General features: G+C 32.3%; 16 protein-coding genes. 8 read left to right on the forward strand and 8 right to left on the reverse strand.

The window, feature by feature from the left end:
- Positions 1-512 precede the first annotated feature (512 nt).
- Positions 513-2,354: an AAA family ATPase gene (locus AAGD53_RS04220; protein ID WP_341762309.1), complete on the forward strand. Its 1,842-nt coding sequence runs from the start codon at positions 513-515 to the stop codon at positions 2,352-2,354.
- Between the two features lie 369 nt (positions 2,355-2,723).
- Here the strand turns inward: AAGD53_RS04220 and AAGD53_RS04225 are convergent, their stop codons facing one another.
- Together AAGD53_RS04225 and uvrA are read right to left on the reverse strand one after the other, a co-directional pair.
- Entirely contained in the window at positions 2,724-2,870 is a 147-nt protein-coding gene (locus AAGD53_RS04225; protein ID WP_341762310.1) for a hypothetical protein, read from the reverse strand.
- A gap of 84 nt (positions 2,871-2,954) precedes the next feature.
- On the reverse strand, positions 2,955-5,822 hold the full coding sequence (gene uvrA / locus AAGD53_RS04230; RefSeq protein WP_341762311.1) for an excinuclease ABC subunit UvrA: 2,868 nt from the start codon (positions 5,820-5,822) through the stop codon (positions 2,955-2,957).
- 101 nt (positions 5,823-5,923) lie between these two features.
- Here uvrA and ssb point away from each other — a divergent pair, with 101 nt between their 5' ends.
- From ssb to AAGD53_RS04250, 4 genes are all read left to right on the forward strand, one after another.
- Positions 5,924-6,373, forward strand: coding sequence for a single-stranded DNA-binding protein (gene ssb / locus AAGD53_RS04235; RefSeq protein ID WP_341762312.1), 450 nt, complete (start codon positions 5,924-5,926; stop codon positions 6,371-6,373).
- A complete protein-coding gene (locus AAGD53_RS04240; protein ID WP_341762313.1) occupies positions 6,354-7,202 on the forward strand; it encodes an alpha/beta hydrolase in 849 nt (282 codons plus the stop codon). Before ssb ends, AAGD53_RS04240 begins: the two co-directional genes overlap by 20 nt.
- A 305-nt stretch (positions 7,203-7,507) precedes the next feature.
- On the forward strand, positions 7,508-8,206 hold the full coding sequence (queC, locus tag AAGD53_RS04245) for a 7-cyano-7-deazaguanine synthase QueC (RefSeq protein ID WP_341762314.1): 699 nt from the start codon (positions 7,508-7,510) through the stop codon (positions 8,204-8,206).
- Positions 8,199-8,747, forward strand: a complete 549-nt coding sequence (locus AAGD53_RS04250) for a GNAT family N-acetyltransferase (protein WP_341762315.1) — start codon at positions 8,199-8,201, stop codon at positions 8,745-8,747. The genes queC and AAGD53_RS04250 overlap by 8 nt, the downstream gene beginning before the upstream one ends.
- 251 nt (positions 8,748-8,998) lie before the next feature.
- Here the strand turns inward: AAGD53_RS04250 and AAGD53_RS04255 are convergent, their stop codons facing one another.
- The 3 genes from AAGD53_RS04255 to AAGD53_RS04265 are packed head-to-tail and all read right to left on the reverse strand — an operon-like array spanning position 8,999 to position 11,484.
- Positions 8,999-9,760, reverse strand: coding sequence for a 3'(2'),5'-bisphosphate nucleotidase CysQ (locus tag AAGD53_RS04255; RefSeq protein ID WP_341762316.1), 762 nt, complete (start codon positions 9,758-9,760; stop codon positions 8,999-9,001).
- A gap of 10 nt (positions 9,761-9,770) precedes the next feature.
- Positions 9,771-10,604, reverse strand: coding sequence for a DUF2608 domain-containing protein (locus tag AAGD53_RS04260; protein ID WP_341762317.1), 834 nt, complete (start codon positions 10,602-10,604; stop codon positions 9,771-9,773).
- Positions 10,588-11,484, reverse strand: coding sequence for a DUF2608 domain-containing protein (locus AAGD53_RS04265; protein WP_341762318.1), 897 nt, complete (start codon positions 11,482-11,484; stop codon positions 10,588-10,590). The genes AAGD53_RS04260 and AAGD53_RS04265 overlap by 17 nt, the downstream gene beginning before the upstream one ends.
- A 753-nt stretch (positions 11,485-12,237) precedes the next feature.
- On the opposite strand from AAGD53_RS04265, the gene dcm reads away from it, so the two are divergent.
- Entirely contained in the window at positions 12,238-13,239 is a 1,002-nt protein-coding gene (dcm, locus tag AAGD53_RS04275; protein ID WP_341762319.1) for a DNA (cytosine-5-)-methyltransferase, read from the forward strand.
- Positions 13,240-13,254: 15 nt separating this feature from the next.
- Complete coding sequence (locus AAGD53_RS04280; RefSeq protein WP_341762320.1) at positions 13,255-14,562, forward strand: type II restriction endonuclease; 1,308 nt, start codon at positions 13,255-13,257, stop codon at positions 14,560-14,562.
- Between the two features lie 107 nt (positions 14,563-14,669).
- Here the strand turns inward: AAGD53_RS04280 and AAGD53_RS04285 are convergent, their stop codons facing one another.
- Together AAGD53_RS04285 and AAGD53_RS04290 are read right to left on the reverse strand one after the other, a co-directional pair.
- Positions 14,670-15,470 (reverse strand): DNA polymerase III subunit delta', encoded by an 801-nt coding sequence (locus AAGD53_RS04285; RefSeq protein ID WP_341762321.1) that lies wholly within the window; start codon positions 15,468-15,470, stop codon positions 14,670-14,672.
- Positions 15,471-15,663: 193 nt separating this feature from the next.
- Positions 15,664-15,939, reverse strand: a complete 276-nt coding sequence (locus tag AAGD53_RS04290; RefSeq protein ID WP_341761183.1) for an HU family DNA-binding protein — start codon at positions 15,937-15,939, stop codon at positions 15,664-15,666.
- 445 nt (positions 15,940-16,384) lie between these two features.
- On the opposite strand from AAGD53_RS04290, the gene AAGD53_RS04295 reads away from it, so the two are divergent.
- A complete protein-coding gene (locus AAGD53_RS04295; protein WP_341762322.1) occupies positions 16,385-16,900 on the forward strand; it encodes a hypothetical protein in 516 nt (171 codons plus the stop codon).
- Here the strand turns inward: AAGD53_RS04295 and ruvC are convergent.
- Positions 16,895-17,380, reverse strand: a complete 486-nt coding sequence (gene ruvC, locus AAGD53_RS04300) for a crossover junction endodeoxyribonuclease RuvC (protein WP_341762323.1) — start codon at positions 17,378-17,380, stop codon at positions 16,895-16,897. The two genes, AAGD53_RS04295 and ruvC, sit on opposite strands and share 6 nt — an antisense overlap.
- Positions 17,381-17,405 lie beyond the last annotated feature (25 nt).

Raw genomic sequence — 17,405 nt, forward strand, 5'->3', positions numbered from 1 at the left:
AGGGATTTGAAGGAGACGCTTCACCTCGAACCGCAGCGTACTCTAATGTACGTGAGGATTCGAGTACCGCATCGACGTACAAATCACCAGCAGAAGTAGAGTTTCGAAAGAAGTCTACTGTATACCATGCAAACAATTTGAGCTAAATCACCAAAAAAAGCTAAAAAGGTAGTGTACTAGAGATGTCTGTCCTTTTGCATTCATCCTTGAAGCAATCTTTTTAGCAATTATAGAATTCATGCTATTTCTGCATTATATTACTTAGTGCTTTATAGTTTATGTGCTATACTTTATCGTATAACATGATTGATATAATTTTGATTATCTAGTATGGCTATTTCCCATTTTCTCAATCCAAAAAGATTGAACAAGCTGCAGAAACTAGCGGAGAGGAAAAGAAAAAATTGCTATAGCTAAAAATTTACTTAAAAAAATATGACATCTGAGCATATAGCTCTGATTACTAGTTGAAATATTAAAGAAATCAACAAACTACTAAAATATCAAGTAATATGATTAACAAACTTTCTGATATCAAGACAAATCTCAAGAACATTAATATTATTGAGAGTAGCAAGCCCCCTAGAATGAGGGTAGGTACTGATGACTTTAAAACATTATTGTTAAATAGCGATGTATTTATTGACAAAAGTCTAATGATCAAAGAATTCCTAGAAGATAGTGGAGATGTTATATTAATCACTCGACCAAGACGTTGGGGTAAAAGCCTTAATATGGACATGCTCAAGAAGTTTTTTGAAATAGAAGTGGATCAGGACGGCAAGCCTTTAGCACAAGAAAAGAGAGTAAATCATAAACTCTTTACTGGAGGCATAGTAGATTTAGGTATTAAAGGTAAAAGGACTCTAAAACCTTTAAAGATTAATAGTAATGAATACGCTATGGTTCAACAAGGTAATTATCCGGTTATTTCTATAAGTTTTAAGGATGTTAAGGGCAGCAGTTACCAAGAAATTGAAAACGGTATACGGAATCAGGTTATAAGATTGTTCTCTAACCATCGCTATTTAAAACACTATATAGCAGACAATAAGAATTTACTAGATGATGTACAAAAGGAAAAATTAAACCAATATTTTACAGGAAATCTTGATAAAGAAGACCTTAAGGATAGTTTAAGGTTTTTAAGTGAAATACTTTACAAACATTTTAACCAAAAAGCTTATATATTAATCGATGAATATGATACACCAATTAATAGTTCATACATTGAATTTGGCAATAAATCAAAAGAGTTTGATGATGTACTAAAGATATTCCGTGGGATGTTTGGCAGCAGCCTAAAAGGTAATACTTGTGTAGAAAGAGGAGTAATAACTGGCATATTAAGAATTGCTAAAGCTAATTTATTTTCTGATTTAAATAATGTTAGTGAATATACCTTACTTGATGATGATTTTTCTAAGTCTTATGGCTTTACCCAAATAGAAGTTGATGATTTATTGACTAAAGTACCTACCAAAACCAGTCATGAAGAGATTAAAGACTGGTATAATGGTTATACATTTGGTGGAGAGGTAATTTATAATCCATGGTCAATCATGCAATGTTTAGCACACAAAGGTAAGCTCGATCATTATTGGCTTGATAGTGGGGGAACAGCTTTAATAGATAAAATACTGCTATCCGATGAAATGCAAGAAGATTTACAGAGCTTAGCTGCCGGGAGAAGTATTATCTCACCTATTACCAAACAAATAAGTTTTGCTGATATCAATGAACCAATAGGATTACTCAGTTTATTACTGTTCAGCGGTTATTTAAACCCTACTGCCAAAATACCGGAAAAGAATGTTTATGAGCTATCTATCCCTAATTATGAAGTAAAATATATTTATGAAACAAGAGTTCTACAATGGGTAACTGATCAGCTAAAAATTGATAGTTCTAGATATTACTCTTTTATCAGTTTATTGCCAGCAGGTAAAGTAGAGGAATTTAAAGAGCGTTTACAAGAGTTGTTGGTAAATTCTACCAGTTTTTACCAAACAGGGGAGAAAAAGGCAGAATTATTTTATAGTGGCTTTATGCTAGGGCTTGTTAACATGTTAGCCCCTAGTTACATAATAGCAAGCGAACAAGAGTCAGGTCGTGGTAGAGCTGATATTATCATGATCCCCAAAGCTGGTAGAGAAGATAAAGCAATTATTATTGAGTATAAGATTGCTAAAAATGCAGAAGATTTGCTTTCAGTAGCCAAAATGGGCTTAAAGCAAATTATAGATAAACAATATGACACTAAGATAAGAGAACACAAACATGTCAAAAAGATCATTAAAATCTCTATGACCTTTTGTGGCAAAAAAGTAGTACTAGAATACCAAATTGATTAAGAAAAATATTACATACATAAATTCCTTACCCCTATTATTAAAATTTACTCTTTAGTTAGGTTATTTGGGGCTAACTATAAAAGCCCTGTTAAAGGCAGAGTTTTGTTATAATTAGCCTTTAAAGGGATTTGCAAAAATTCTAACCTAAACTGGTAAAAAGTTCGCAACGTACACCATGTGGCATCCTGCTGTAAAATTGCCCCCATGAGAATTGAAAATTAAAACTCTAAAAGCTTATATCTTAACTAGGTTTTAGTATGACTAGGTTAGGGCTTTAGTCACATTACAATTTTTTTTCAAAAGGGATCAAATCTACACTTTAAAATTATTCAGGCAAGATACTCCCAAAGATTAATTAAATTGATACATCTATACAAATGTACGATAAGGATGCTGGTTTATCACATTTCTTACTTCGGTTTGGGTTCTAAAATCATCCACTACGCCCCACCATTCTTCGATTTTAGTGCATTTTACGAATGCATTAAAACTGGCTATAATATCAGAAAAATGCATTCTTGAAGCGCTTCTACGAATGCATTTTAATCTATTATCGCTAATAATCTTAGCTAATGAAAATGGCAGCTCATCGCAGCTACATTAACACTGGTCTAGATAATGCTTTAAATATTGTCCAGTATAACTCTCACTACAAGCAGCGATATCCTTTGGAGTGCCGGTAGCTACTATTCTACCGCCTTTATCTCCACCTTCAGGTCCAACATCTATAATATAATCCGCTGTTTTGATAACATCTAGGTTATGCTCAATAACTATAACAGTATTACCCATATCAACTAACTTATGCAGCACTTTAAGCAATTTATTAATATCATCTATGTGCAACCCTGTTGTTGGTTCATCAAGTATATATAAAGTTTTACCGGTTGAGCGTTTTGATAACTCTTTAGCTAACTTTATTCTTTGTGCTTCGCCTCCAGACAAAGTGGTAGCAGATTGTCCAATTTTTATATAACCAAGTCCTACCTCATTTAAAGTAACAAGTTTTTCGTAAATTAGTGGTACTTTAGCAAAGAAACTCATTGCATCCTCAACTGTCATCCTAAGAACGTCAGCTATAGATTTATCCTTATATTTAACTTCAAGGGTTTCTCTATTATATCTGTCTCCATTACAAACATCACATTTTACATAAATATCAGGTAAAAAATGCATTTCTATTTTAATCAGACCATCACCTTGACATAATTCACATCTTCCACCTTTAACATTGAATGAAAACCTACCAACTTTATAACCCCGTGCTTTTGCAGTTGGTAGTTCAGCAAACCAGTCTCTAATATGGGTAAACGCACCAGTATAAGTTGCTGGATTTGATCTTGGTGTGCGACCTATTGGTGATTGGTTTATATCAATAACCTTATCAATATATTCAAGACCTTTAATTGACTTATATTCTCCTGGAAAATTTTTTGAAGAGGGTTCTAAAAATTTTAAAGCGGCTTTATATAAAGTATGAATTATTAAACTTGATTTACCGCTACCTGATACCCCCGTTATTGCTGTAAAACTGCTCAGAGGAATTGTAATATTAACATCCTGTAAATTATTAGAAATAGCCCCAGTTAATGCTATTACCTTACCCGCAGGTGATACTCTAGTATTTGTTGGCACTTCAATAGATTGTTTACCGCTTAAATAGCTACCCGTTATACTATTGGGACATTGTTTAATTTCCTCAATTGTTCCTTGTGCTATTATATGTCCACCGTGAATACCAGCACCTGGTCCGACATCTATAATGTGATCCGATTCGTACATTGTTTCTTCATCATGCTCAACAACAAGCACTGTATTACCAAGGTCTCGAAGACTCTTGAGAGTTTCTATTAATCTAGCATTATCACGTTGATGTAAACCAATTGAGGGTTCATCAAGTACATACAACACACCACTAAGCCCTGAACCAATTTGTGATGCCAAGCGAATACGCTGACTTTCTCCACCAGACAGAGTTCCTGATTCTCTAGACAAAGCAAGATAATCAAGACCAACATTCATAAGAAATTGTAATCTTTCCTTGATTTCCTTTAATATGCGTTCGGCAATAGTCATTTGTCTTTTATTGAGCTGTTTGTCTAATTGATTAAACCATTTCTGTAGTTGCAAAATACTCATGGTAGATACTTGTCCAATATGCATATCAGCGATTTTAATACAAAGAGACTCCATTTTTAGTCTATAACCTTCACAAGATGTGCATTTGTACTCTGCTTTGTATTTTAATAATTCTTCTTTTACTAAAGAAGAATCAGCCTTACGCTCCTTTTCTTGTAAGCTAGGTATTATTCCAGCAAAAGGTTGCTGTACCACCTGAGATTTAGAACCATCATGATACTGAAATTTTATAACATCGTCACCTGATCCATGGAATAATACTTGCTGTACAGTATTTGGTAGTTCTATAAAAGGAGTGTCTAATGAAAACTCGTAATGACTTGCTAAAGCTTTTAATGTTTCTAAAAAAAACTTTGAGGATATTTTCCCCCAAGGTGCTATAGCTCCATCTTTAATACTAATTCTGCTATTTGGAACAATTAATTCTTTATCAAGACACAATTCTGTGCCGATACCCTCACATTTAGGACAAGCACCAAATGGGCTATTAAAGGAAAAAATTCTTGGTTCTATTTCAGTAATTTGAAAACCAGAAACTGGACAAGAATATTTTTCTGAGAAAATGATTTTCGAGCCTTTAGTAAGGTTGGTTTCTAATCCGTTTGGTAGGTCAACAATTTCAACATATACTATACCATCTGCTAACTTAAGAGAGATTTCTAAACTATCTGCAAGCCTGTTACCTAAATCATCTTCTAGAGAAATCCTATCAACAATTACTTCAATATTATGTTTTTTATTCTTATCAAATTTTGGAAGATTATCGATCTCATAAATTTCATTGTTAATGAATAATCGCCCAAAACCCTGTTTTTTAAGATCAAGCATTTCACGTCTGAATTCACCTTTTTGTCCTCTGATAATTGGAGCTAATATGTATAATTTAGTACCCTTAGGAAAATTATGAATGGCATCTATCATCTCTGATATGGTCTGATTCTTGATTGGTAGACCTGTTGCTGGAGAGTAAGGTACTCCTACCCTTGCATATAATAATCTTAAATAATCATAAATTTCAGTTATAGTACCCACTGTAGAACGAGGATTTTTAGATGTGGTTTTTTGATCAATAGCTATTGCAGGTGACAAACCAGAGACCGATTCAACATTAGGCTTATCCTGAAGGTGTAAGAATTGCCTAGCATATGAAGATAAACTTTCAACATATCTACGTTGTCCTTCTGCATAAATAGTATCAAAAGCTAGTGAAGATTTTCCAGAACCACTAAGCCCTGTAATTACTACAAAATTATTTCTTGGAATATCAACATTTACATTTTTTAAATTATGCTCCTTAGCACCACGAACTTTAATATATTCTTGTATCATAATTTGTTATAAATTTTTAAGGAACTTATCAAAAAACTTGTAGCATTATAGGTTGTTTTGAATTACTATTGCAATAGTAATTTTTAAATAGGTAATGATCTGTGGCTGGTAGTTTAAATAAGGCAGTATTAATAGGTAATTTAGGGCGTGATCCAGAAATTAGGCACACGTCTGATGGTAAAGAGATAGCAAATTTCAGTATCGCTACTTCTGAAACTTGGAAAGACCGTGTTACTGGAGAGAAGAAAGAAAAAACTGAATGGCATAGAATAGTAGTATTTAACGAAGGTTTGGTGTCTGTTGTAAAGAATTATGCCAAGAAAGGCACTAAAGTTTATTTAGAAGGTAATTTACAAACTAGAAAATGGGTGGATAACCTTGGTCAAGAAAAATATACAACAGAAATAGTACTACAAAATTTTAACTCACAATTTATATTATTAGATTCTAAAGGTAGTGGGACTAACTCCCTAGATTCTATTGTACCAAAAAGCACAGTTGGTAATAGTAACTTTGACCATAGTGATCTAGATGATGAGATACCTTTTTAAAATTGTTCTACTTTCTATATCCCTGTTATTTTCTGCGTGTGTTTCATCTATAGATACTAGGATTAAGGAGGCAGATAAGGTAGCCTCAATAAACAACTTTGAGAAAAAACTAGTTAAGGCTGGCGATTTTGTTATTACAACTTACCAACGTGTTTCAGATAAAGATAGCCCTTACGTATTTTATATTGAAGGTGATGGTAGCATTAGTATAGGGCGTTACGCAGTTTCTAGCAATCCAACCCCTTCCAAGGTTATGTTGCTTAAGCTTGCAGCTCTTGATACTAGACCTAATATAGTTTATATAGCTCGTCCGTGCCAATATACGCCAGTAGAACTTAACCCCAATTGCAGTCAAATCTATTGGACAGACAAAAGACTTGCCAAGGAGGTTATAGAATCAACAAATATAGTAATAAATAGTATAAGTAATGGTAAACCAGTTAGTTTGGTTGGTTTTTCCGGAGGTGGTGGAGTTACTGTCTTGGTTGCAGCAAGAAATAAGCATATTAAAGATATAATAACTATAGCTGGTAATCTTGATATTGAGAATTTCAGTAAACATCATGGGATATATGCGTTAAAGGAGTCATTAAATCCCATAGATTATGCCATAAAAATTAGCAATATTCCACAATTACATCTTTCGGGAGCTAAGGATGCAATAGTACCAAGTAAAATTATGCAGGGCTATATAAAAGCTAGTTCTTCAGATTGTATACAGCAAAAGATTTTCCCTAATATTACTCATACCAAAGGTTGGGATAAGATGTGGCAGGATGTGCTAAAAATTAATCTTACCTGTGGTATAACAAACCCCAATTCGGGATAATAATTAACTAATTCTTATCCCGAATTAGCTTTAATATAAGGAAAAATGCATTCTTAAATCGGTTTTGCGAATGCATTTTAAACCTTTCTAAAGCTAAAAACATGATTTTAATCTTTTAAAATCATGTTTTTAGCAAAATGGATTGCCACGCTCACGTACGTTCGCTCGCTAATAGACATATACGCCTATAAAACGTCATTGCGAGGAGACCATAGGTCGACGAAGCAATCTATAATTTCACCGAATTTGGGATAAGAATTGACTAATTCTTATATCGAATTAATGGTTAATCATGGGAGATTTTTATGCAGAAGGCAGTAGCTTTAGTTAGTGGCGGTGCAGATTCAGCCACAGTACTAGCAATGATAGAAAAAATGAATTACGAAATTCATGCCATAAGTTTTAACTATTCTCAACATAATAATATTGAACTTGAGAAAGTTAAAGAGTTAGTTAAGAACTATAATATCAAACAACATAAAATTGTAAATATTGATTTACGTAGCTTTGGCGGATCAGCTCTTACTGATGATGCTATAGAAGTACCAAAATATAAAGATCATAGTGATTTAGGGGATAATATACCAATCACTTATGTACCAGCACGTAATACTATATTTTTAAGCTATGCTTTGGGATTTAGTGAAATAATAGGAGCCTTTGATATTTTTATGGGGGTACACGCAACTGATTATGCTAATTACCCAGATTGCCGTCCAGAGTACCTAGACGCTTTTGAAAAGCTTGCTAATCTTGCAACTGCGGTAGGAGTATTGGGTACACGAATTACCATTCATGCTCCCTTAATAAATATGACAAAAGGGCAAATTATCAAAACCGGTCTAGAATTAGGAGTAGATTACTCCAAAACAATTTCTTGTTATGACCCATTTAATGGGTTATCTTGTGGGACATGTCATGCCTGCTTACTTAGACTTAGGGCCTTTGAAGAAAATAATACAATTGACCCAATTAATTATAAAATCGCTTCTACACATGCTTAATCATTCTATATATCACCAATTTCCTATGTTAGACCTAGACAACATAGTGCTGAGAGAATTAACTAGTGATGATTCAGAAGACTATTTTGGTTATATGAGTAAATTAGAGATGCGTCCTTTCTTGACAGATAACAACATTCCATCAACTATCCCACAAGCTGCTGATGAACTAAAATATTGGTCTAGCTTATTTCATCACCAAAGAGGATTTTACTGGGGTATTTCCCTTAAAGATAATAATAAACTTATAGGTACGGCTGGGTTTAATACTGTTTCTACAATGCACCTCAAAGCAGAAATAAGCTACGATCTTGATCCTGCATTTTGGGGTAAAGGAATTATGCTAAAATCTATCAAAGCTATTTTAAGATTTATAGAATATGCTGGTATTGTTCGAACCCAAGCTACTGTAATAAATGACAATATACGTTCAATTAATGTTTTAGAACGATGTAATTTTGTCAAAGAGGGTTTGCTTAAGAAATATGAAATTGTTCAAGGAGTACATAGGGATTATTATATTTACGCTAGAGTGCTTTAGGTTTCTGTAAAAATTTTCAACCTAAAACAAATCAGTTTGATGTAAGACATCGGTTTAATAGCCTATGGTGTCGTCCTTGCAGGCGTTATGTCATTCCTGTGTAGGGAGGAATCTAGAAAAATGACCAAGATAGCTTGTGTTGAGTTATTTTAGACCCCTGCCTACGTAGGGGTAACATCACCCCTAATGGCGATAATTACTTGAGTCTACTATTAATTTATTATATCAATATTTGAGGTTATAAATCAATATCAAAACGAAGTAAAGATAGGGAAATATCGACTATAAGCATAGAAATGAGGATTTTGGAAGTTCTTCTTTTGATAAACTAATTCATTTCCATCTATATCTACAATATTTCCACCACTAGCTTTAATTAACGCATGTCCCGCTGCAATATCCCATTCCATAGTTGGACCAAACTTGGGATAAATATCCGCCTTCCCTTCTGCTACTAAACATAATTTAATTGAACTTGGTATAGTAACTATTTCAGTAATTAGATGTTTCTTTAGGAATTTCTTGATATCTGAATTTGACGAATGTGAGCTAACAACAGCCCTATAATGAGTTTTAGGTAGGGCATCAAAGCTTGTTTCTACGCCATTTTGTTCAATTCTTAAAGCATTATTAGCATCTGTATAATGTAATTTTTGCACGGATGGTTGATAGATAAAACCAATAATAGGCATACCATTTTTTATCAATGCAATATTTACTGTATACGTATCCTCACCTTTGATATAACTTTTTGTACCATCAATCGGATCAATCAACCAAAATTGATTGCTATTCAAAGCAATTATATCTCTTTCTTCACAAACTACAGGAATATTAGGTGCTAGGTCCTTTAAACCATCATATATAAAGCTACTAATTTCCTTATCAGCATTTGTCACGGGAGAATTATCATCTTTATAAGAAACTATTAACCCTAAATCTCTTCTAATTAGAGCAATCCCACCAGCTTCAGTAATTAAACTTTTTAAAGACTTAATTAAATTAAGCATCATTTATTATTCATTATTTGCTATTTGTTATAAATTGTTTAGCCTCATCATCTTCTAACCACTTTCCTGTTTTTAATAATATTTCCTGTTGAAATTTCACTATATCCTCCTGTGGAGTACCTTGTAATTCTGTAACGGCTAAATATTCTACCCCATAACAATCTAGATCAATTGTTCTTAAAAAATTATCTATGTTATCTAATTCACTTTTTTTATTCTCAAAGAGAATAATGTTATTAGGTAAAATATTTGTGATACTCATAAACTCACGTAATGCCTGAGCTTTATTTAGATAGTCGGTAAATATTATACCCTTATGAAAAATTGGTGACCTTTTATCAGTTTCATCAAATTTTAATATTTCTTTATTATTAACTTTATCAGTAAATTTAATACCGAGTCTACTTAGCTGCTCATATTGCCATTCCTCATAATTTTTAATCAGTTTACATGCTGGGTTAATTTTAGTAAACCCAAAAACCAAAGCCCCTGAACTTTTCAGTTTATCGATAAATTTTGGCCAACTAGCTTCTACTAACATAACTTGTCTTTGCAATAGCAACTTAGCAATTATCTCATCCATATTAGGATGATATTTTGCCAAACTTGCCAGCTCTTCAACAAACCCTCTATAAGGATTAGCATAACGAAACATCTTAGACTTAGGCGTAACTATTGTATCATCAATATTGATTAGCACTAAGCTAGATGCATCAATTTTTTCAAGTAAATTTTTTACCGTAACAGAATCTATAGAATAAGTGGGAATAATTATTGCATAACTTGTATATGGTAACATGATAAAAATTAACAATAATTTTAATAAAAAGTTATTTTTTATTATCATATGGATTTACACTCTCTTGATTCTTAACTTTGATTTTGTCATTGCTTCTCTTTACTGCATTTACCTTATTAACCAATTCATTAAGTGATTTTTTTAAATCACGAGAATTGAATATTGATTCTTTTTGGTCAGATAATTTATAATTATAGCCAATAAACATCACATTATCGTCATAATTTCTTAGTTGACTTTCCATTGCAGTCAACTCACTGGAATTCCCATCGACCATTATTAAAACTTTTGGCATAAACTTCACTTCTATTAAAAAATTTAATATCAACTGAAATGAGGCATTATTATTACTACTCAATATACCCTGATAAAATGTTGGATAAGTATTATCAAAAGGCTTCATATTATTAAAAATAAGATAATTATGTTGTGGGAAACTATTGGACAAATCAATATTAAATTTCTTTAAATACTCAGCTTCCCATATTTCTAGTTTCTTTATATTGTTAAAGTTACCAGTTAAACCATGATCACTCACAATTACTGGACTACCTTTATCCATTATATTTTTTATAAAATTAGGCAAATTGACATCTAATAACTCATTTTTGTATTCTGTAAGCAGTATTGTATCAAAATAAGTATCCTTTGAGGGTTTAACTGATTTGAATATTTCCTGTAGCTTAGATAATTCATTTTTATTCAATTGGATAATTGGGGGGAAAAATGATTTGAATATAACTTTTTCTCTACCCAAAACCATTAAGATATCTTTAGGGGAATAATTATTGCATAATTCTTCATAGTCCTTATTTATTTGGTCTAAACTACTAGTATCAACAATCTTACTATTTGCCATTAAAGGTAATAGTAATATTATGTAAGAGATGAGTTTATATGTTTTAAATGTAATTCTTCTAATTAGCATAGAAATTGCTCTTATTTTTTGTTTATAACAAAAGTAGTTGTCCTACATCTTTTATATCATACGCAGGTCATCTAACTCAATGTCATTCCCGCGTAGGTAGAGGAATCCATATTATCTAACGACCTTTGCAGGTTATTTTTTGGATTGTATCTTGAATATTAGCTCTTTATGGAGTTAATATGGTCAGGAAGGAGTGACACCGTTTAAATTAGATAGGTCTTTAAAGACCGAAGGGATATTGATGCCCTCCTCCCTTGAATCACAAAGTATGATATACTCTTCTACTTTGAAGAATTGGTTTCGCAAATACTTGCGGGGTATTCGCGTACTCACGTACTTCATGTACGCCTAGTCCGCTCACCCCTTGTTTGTTGTCCCCATTCTCCAAATCATTTGAGTATACGAACGGTAGCAGAATCCTTTAGAGATCGAATTTATAATCATGTATCAAAACTTTGCAAAACAACCACTAATTATAGGTAAAGCAAATGACTGAAAAAAGCAAGATATTTATGGGAATAGATGTTTCAAAAAATACGCTTGATATATCTATGAATAATAGATATCTTTGGCAAACTTGCTTATGCTGAGGAATTTAAAGAAACCACAAAACCTCGACCCGCAGCGGACTATGATGTACGTGAGAAGCAGAGTACCGGTAGCACGAATAAATTACCAGCAGAAGTAGAATTTCGAAAGATATCTATTGAATATATTTGTAATATTGTGGTTAATTGCATTATAATGAGGTTTATGTATAATAACTTTACTTTTATTGACTTATTCGCTGGAATTGGTGGTGTAAGAAGATCATTTGAGTCTGTTGGTGGTAACTGCGTTTACACTAGCGAGATTGATACATCGGCATTAAAAACATATAGAGCTAATTTTAGCTGTGATCATAAAATTGATGGTGATATAACACAAGTACACGAACAAAATGTACCCCCTCACGATATTTTATGTGCAGGATTCCCGTGTCAACCATTTAGTATAGCTGGGGTTTCAAAGCGTTGCTCTTTAGGAATTCCACACGGGTTTTTATGCAATACTCAGGGAACTCTCTTCTTTGATGTTACAAGAATTATCAGCTACCATAAACCAAAAATCGTCTTTTTAGAGAATGTAAAAAATTTATTATCACACGATAAAGGTAAGACATTTGCAATTATTAAAAAAACACTCAGAGATTTAGGTTATACTGTTTCTGAAAGGGTTATTGATGCACGATATTACGTACCACAGCACAGGGAAAGGCTTTTTATAGTAGCAAATAGGATAGATGCAAAAATAAATTTACATAAAATAGATTTGCCCAATACAAAACATATAATTAAAACAATATTTCATTGCCAAAATAATTCAAATAAAGATGACATTACTAATGGCTATGTCGAAAAAAATGGTAAAATTAATAAGAAATATACCCTTACGGACAAACTGTGGCAATATCTACAAGATTACGCAAAGAAACACCGTGCAAAGGGCAATGGTTTTGGTTTTAGTCTTTGCATGGATGATGACATTAGCAGAACTCTGTCAGCAAGATATTATAAAGATGGGGCTGAAATATTAATACATCAAGAAAACTCAAATCCTAGAAGATTAACTCCTAGGGAATGTGCAAGATTGATGGGGTTTCCGGATGATTTTAAAATTGTTGTTAGTGACACGCAAGCATACAAACAGTTTGGTAATTCTGTGGTAATTCCAGTTGTTAGGGAAGTTGCAGAATATATAACAAAATTTCTATAATTCATGAGAACTAACGTGCTATATTCTGGATTATTATCAGACTATTTTGAAATAGTAGCATTTAAAACATTAAGTAAAGTTGATACGATACTCGGTTCTAATCAACATGAATTTAATGGTGACCGTGCATTAAAAGAACTGTTTCGTTTGTGCAATAATAATACACTCGAAAAGAAGCAAATATACTCTACTTTTATTTACTTAAACGAAGATGAATCACAAAATATCTTGCAAGATGCTTTCCTGACTTGGTACGATGCTAGAGCAAAGAGTCATGATAAAACTGGGAGGAGTGAGTATCGACTATATTACCAAACAAATGATGCTACAAAACGAATGAAGAAAGGTGATTTCTTGGCTATTGCAAGAAAAAATGATGTGTTTCATGTAATTATAGCACAGCATAACAGCACTGCAGAAAAACAAATTATGTGGCTCTTTGGAGTTGAAAAAATAGAAGATAATAATAAATTTCAGATTAAGAAAATTCAAAATACAAATAATAAAGTTACCTTTGCATCACGATTTATTTTGGATATTTTAGGCATAAAAGTCCAAGAATTGAATGAAAATTACTTAGAGATAATGCAGAAAAGATTTGACAATAAAATACCAAGTACGAGTGAACTTTCGCAATTCACACTAGAGTTAATGCAAAAAGAAATTGACCCAATTGAAGAGCCGGATGTTGCAATTGTGAGATTATTTGAAAAGGAAGAGGTTCTATACAAAACTCTTGAGAGGATCAAGATAGTTCATAAATTACAAAATGGCTTTATTGAAAATAACAATGTTGATGTTGACAGCTTCTTACAATTTTCATTATCTATACAAAATGCAAGAAAATCTCGTGCTGGTAAAGCTCTTGAGAATCATTTATCTTTTATTTTTAATGCAAACAAGGTGATGTATACACACAGCGGAATAACAGAAAATAAGTCAAAACCAGATTTTATTTTTCCAAATATTGCCAAATATCATGATATACATTTTGCAGATACTGGTTTATCAATGCTGGCAAGTAAAACAACTTGTAAAGATAGATGGAGGCAAATCTTGTCTGAAGCAAAACGAATCAAGAAGAAGCATTTATTTACTTTAGAGCCAAGTATTTCAGAAAATCAAACTCAAGAAATGAAGTCAAATGATTTAACGTTAGTTTTACCGAATGAAATAAAGGCAACTTATACGATAAATCAACAACAAGATATTATAAATTTAAAAGATTTCCTACTGCTTGTTAAAACAAGACAAAATAAATATATTAACCTCAAGTATCGATGTAATAAATTAATAGTAGGCTCAAGTAATCATTGCCATTAAGGGTGATGTCAACCCCTTAACTGTTGAAAGTTAAAAAATCGCCTATTAGCAAAATGCCGTTAGGTGCTGTGGCAATCTTCATGATAGTCAAGACCTCCTTCACAAAATTACCATAACTCTTCTATTAATGCTATGGTATTAGCCCTTAGATCTAGGTCATAATCTATGGTGTTATTTATTATTCGCTTGATATTTGCAAATTTTGTTATCAAATAATCAGGGGAATTAGAACGCAATTGATTAAATATTTTATTCTCTAATTCATTGAATTCAATATTGATATTGAGAGATTTTTTAGTAATTCTATTAACTAGATATAGCATGCTACAAGCAAAATCTCCCCATAATTCCTTGTTTTTACTGGTAAACTCTTCGATAAGATCTAACCTCACTTTAGGATTTGCATAGTTAGCAATATACGTCGTAATTTTAACATATATATCACTTCCCACTAAGCGATTTTGTGATTTTATGTTAATTTTAGCACATCTAGATCTTATAGTACTTATTATTCCGGCAGCCCTTGAGGTAATCAAGAAAATAAAACTATCCTTTGGCGTATCTTCTAAAAGTTTAAGACAGGAATTTGCTGCATTAAGATTCATTAGATCTGCTTGATAAATAACAGCTACTCTATATTTAGAGATTGATGATGTTCTATAAAAAAATTGCTGTAAATCTCTAATTTGGTCAATATATATGTCTTTGACACTGCTCGTCACAGAATTATCCCTAGCTACTAAACGATAATCTGGATGATTTGTTAATTGAATTTTATCTACAATCAAACTGCTTTCTATAAATATAAGCAAATCTTCTAAAGCTTTTGCGGTATCATCAACATCAATCAGCCAACTATTATAAAGCCTAGCCTGTTTGAATCTACATTCAAGATATTCTTTGATCATTCTACTAATGGCATAATAAAAAATAGGTTTCTAGGCTTTGCCAACATACGCGAACTCGGGATAAGAATTAACTAACTCTTATCCCTAACATGGGTCAGAAATGCCAACGTAAGTAATGATACTTGTATGGCAAAAGCAATGTCAACCCCTACGTAGGCAGGGATGACACTAGTTTTGTTGTATTGAACTCAGGTTACTTATTATTACAGGCTTCCTTCATTTTCTTACCGGCTCTAAAGACTGGTTGTTTATAGGCAGCAATATGCATTTTCTCACCAGTTTTTGGATTACGACCTTCACGTGCAGCTCTACTTTGTATATGGAAAGAACCAAACCCCACTAGGTTAACGTCCTCACCACGACTAAGTGCTTTAAGTACACTATCTACAACCCAAGTAAGGGCTTTTTCTGCATCACTTTTTGAATGACCTGCTTCAGCCATTAATGCTACTAATTCTCCTTTATTCATATGATCAACTCTCCAAATAAATTGTTAACATTTCAGACATTAATGTATTTAGTATACTCAAATGATTTAGAGAATGGGATTTAAAAATGAAGAACAAGCGGGGCGTACATAAGGTACGTTGTTACGTTTGTCCTTGATATTTTAAAAAACAATTCTTCAAAGCATTCGAGTATATACTAACATACCAGCAAGATTTGTTATATCTCGTTGGCTAGATTATAGCAAACACTAAATTGACTGCAACTGAGACTTCTTTAGAACTTTTGAATATATTATTTTATAATCTAATTTCAATAAAATTGTATCTATTTTACATCAAGTTAGTTTCTTATCCTGTAGTTAGGAGGATAGTATATTATTTTTGCTTAAATGAAATAATTAGTTGAAAATCATGATAATTTATATATTATAATTTTCTTATTTAATATATAAAAAGGTAACTTTTATGATCACTAGACTATTCTACATATTATTTATTTCAATTTTTAGTTTAAATACTAGTGCTAATCCAGCTCCATTGGGTTTTGAATTAAATAAAGCAAGTATAGCGGATGTAGAGCAAGTATATCAGATTACCAAAAAAGAGAGGAATCATTGGGATGGATATAATTATTATGTTAATGTTAGAGATGTCAAATTAGAAGGGCTGACTGAGTTATTAGTAATATGTAATGATGATAATATTATCCAAGCAATCATCTTAACGATAAATAACGATAAATTTACAGAGTTTTATGAGTTACTTTCAGAAAAATACAAACTCACCCATAGCCAAAACCCTAATTTAGGTAATAAGGAGATTAGATTTGCCGATGGTAGTTGTACTATTATATTAGATGCTCCATTCCTTAGCTTTAGTATGAGTCTTATATACATAACAGATGAGTTTCTAACAAAATTTAAAGGTAAGCAAAAAGAAGAAGAAAAAGTGAAAAAAGCAAAAGGTAAAGAATTGCTATAATTCAATTATGGGAGTTTTTGAAGTATAAGCCCAACAAACATAAGCCACTGCAAGGGCATCTGCTTCATCAAAGTTACTGATTGCAATTGCTCCTGGTAGTAAAAGTTTAATCATTTGCAGAACCTGATTTTTTTCAGCATGACCATAACCCACTACAGATTTTTTGATAACATTAGGTTTAAATTCTTGAAAAGCAATATCATATCCTCCTATAAGTGACATGACTGCTCCTCTAGCATATCCCAATTTTAAAGATGAAACATTATTTATATTAACAAATGTCTCCTCCATAGCAACAATAGCAGGTTTATATTGTACTATTATCTTTTGCAAGGACGAGCTAATGAAAGCTAACCTTTTATGCATTGCTTCGCTTGATTTAGTCTTTATGACCCCACTATCTAAATATTTCAGAGGCTTGGTATCAATTACCCCCCATCCCATACCAGCTAAAGATGGGTCAATTCCTAGTATAATCAAAATTATTCCCCCACTAATAGATTTT

The sequence above is a fragment of the Candidatus Tisiphia endosymbiont of Melanophora roralis genome (assembly GCF_964026575.1).
Taxonomy (GTDB): domain Bacteria; phylum Pseudomonadota; class Alphaproteobacteria; order Rickettsiales; family Rickettsiaceae; genus Tisiphia.

Excerpts from the sequence above, each read along its gene's own strand:
- AAGD53_RS04255 (WP_341762316.1), bottom strand. The coding sequence starts at position 9,760 with ATGATGCTTAATTTAATTAAGTCTTTAAAAAGTTTAATTACTGAAGCT.
- dcm (WP_341762319.1), top strand. The coding sequence starts at position 12,238 with ATGTATAATAACTTTACTTTTATTGACTTATTCGCTGGAATTGGTGGT.
- AAGD53_RS04220 (WP_341762309.1), top strand. The coding sequence starts at position 513 with ATGATTAACAAACTTTCTGATATCAAGACAAATCTCAAGAACATTAAT.
- AAGD53_RS04290 (WP_341761183.1), bottom strand. The coding sequence starts at position 15,939 with ATGAATAAAGGAGAATTAGTAGCATTAATGGCTGAAGCAGGTCATTCA.
- queC (WP_341762314.1), top strand. The coding sequence starts at position 7,508 with ATGCAGAAGGCAGTAGCTTTAGTTAGTGGCGGTGCAGATTCAGCCACA.
- uvrA (WP_341762311.1), bottom strand. The coding sequence starts at position 5,822 with ATGATACAAGAATATATTAAAGTTCGTGGTGCTAAGGAGCATAATTTA.
- AAGD53_RS04285 (WP_341762321.1), bottom strand. The coding sequence starts at position 15,470 with ATGATCAAAGAATATCTTGAATGTAGATTCAAACAGGCTAGGCTTTAT.
- AAGD53_RS04240 (WP_341762313.1), top strand. The coding sequence starts at position 6,354 with ATGATGAGATACCTTTTTAAAATTGTTCTACTTTCTATATCCCTGTTA.
- AAGD53_RS04250 (WP_341762315.1), top strand. The coding sequence starts at position 8,199 with ATGCTTAATCATTCTATATATCACCAATTTCCTATGTTAGACCTAGAC.
- AAGD53_RS04225 (WP_341762310.1), bottom strand. The coding sequence starts at position 2,870 with ATGCATTTTTCTGATATTATAGCCAGTTTTAATGCATTCGTAAAATGC.
- AAGD53_RS04295 (WP_341762322.1), top strand. The coding sequence starts at position 16,385 with ATGATCACTAGACTATTCTACATATTATTTATTTCAATTTTTAGTTTA.
- AAGD53_RS04260 (WP_341762317.1), bottom strand. The coding sequence starts at position 10,604 with ATGATAATAAAAAATAACTTTTTATTAAAATTATTGTTAATTTTTATC.
- AAGD53_RS04265 (WP_341762318.1), bottom strand. The coding sequence starts at position 11,484 with ATGCTAATTAGAAGAATTACATTTAAAACATATAAACTCATCTCTTAC.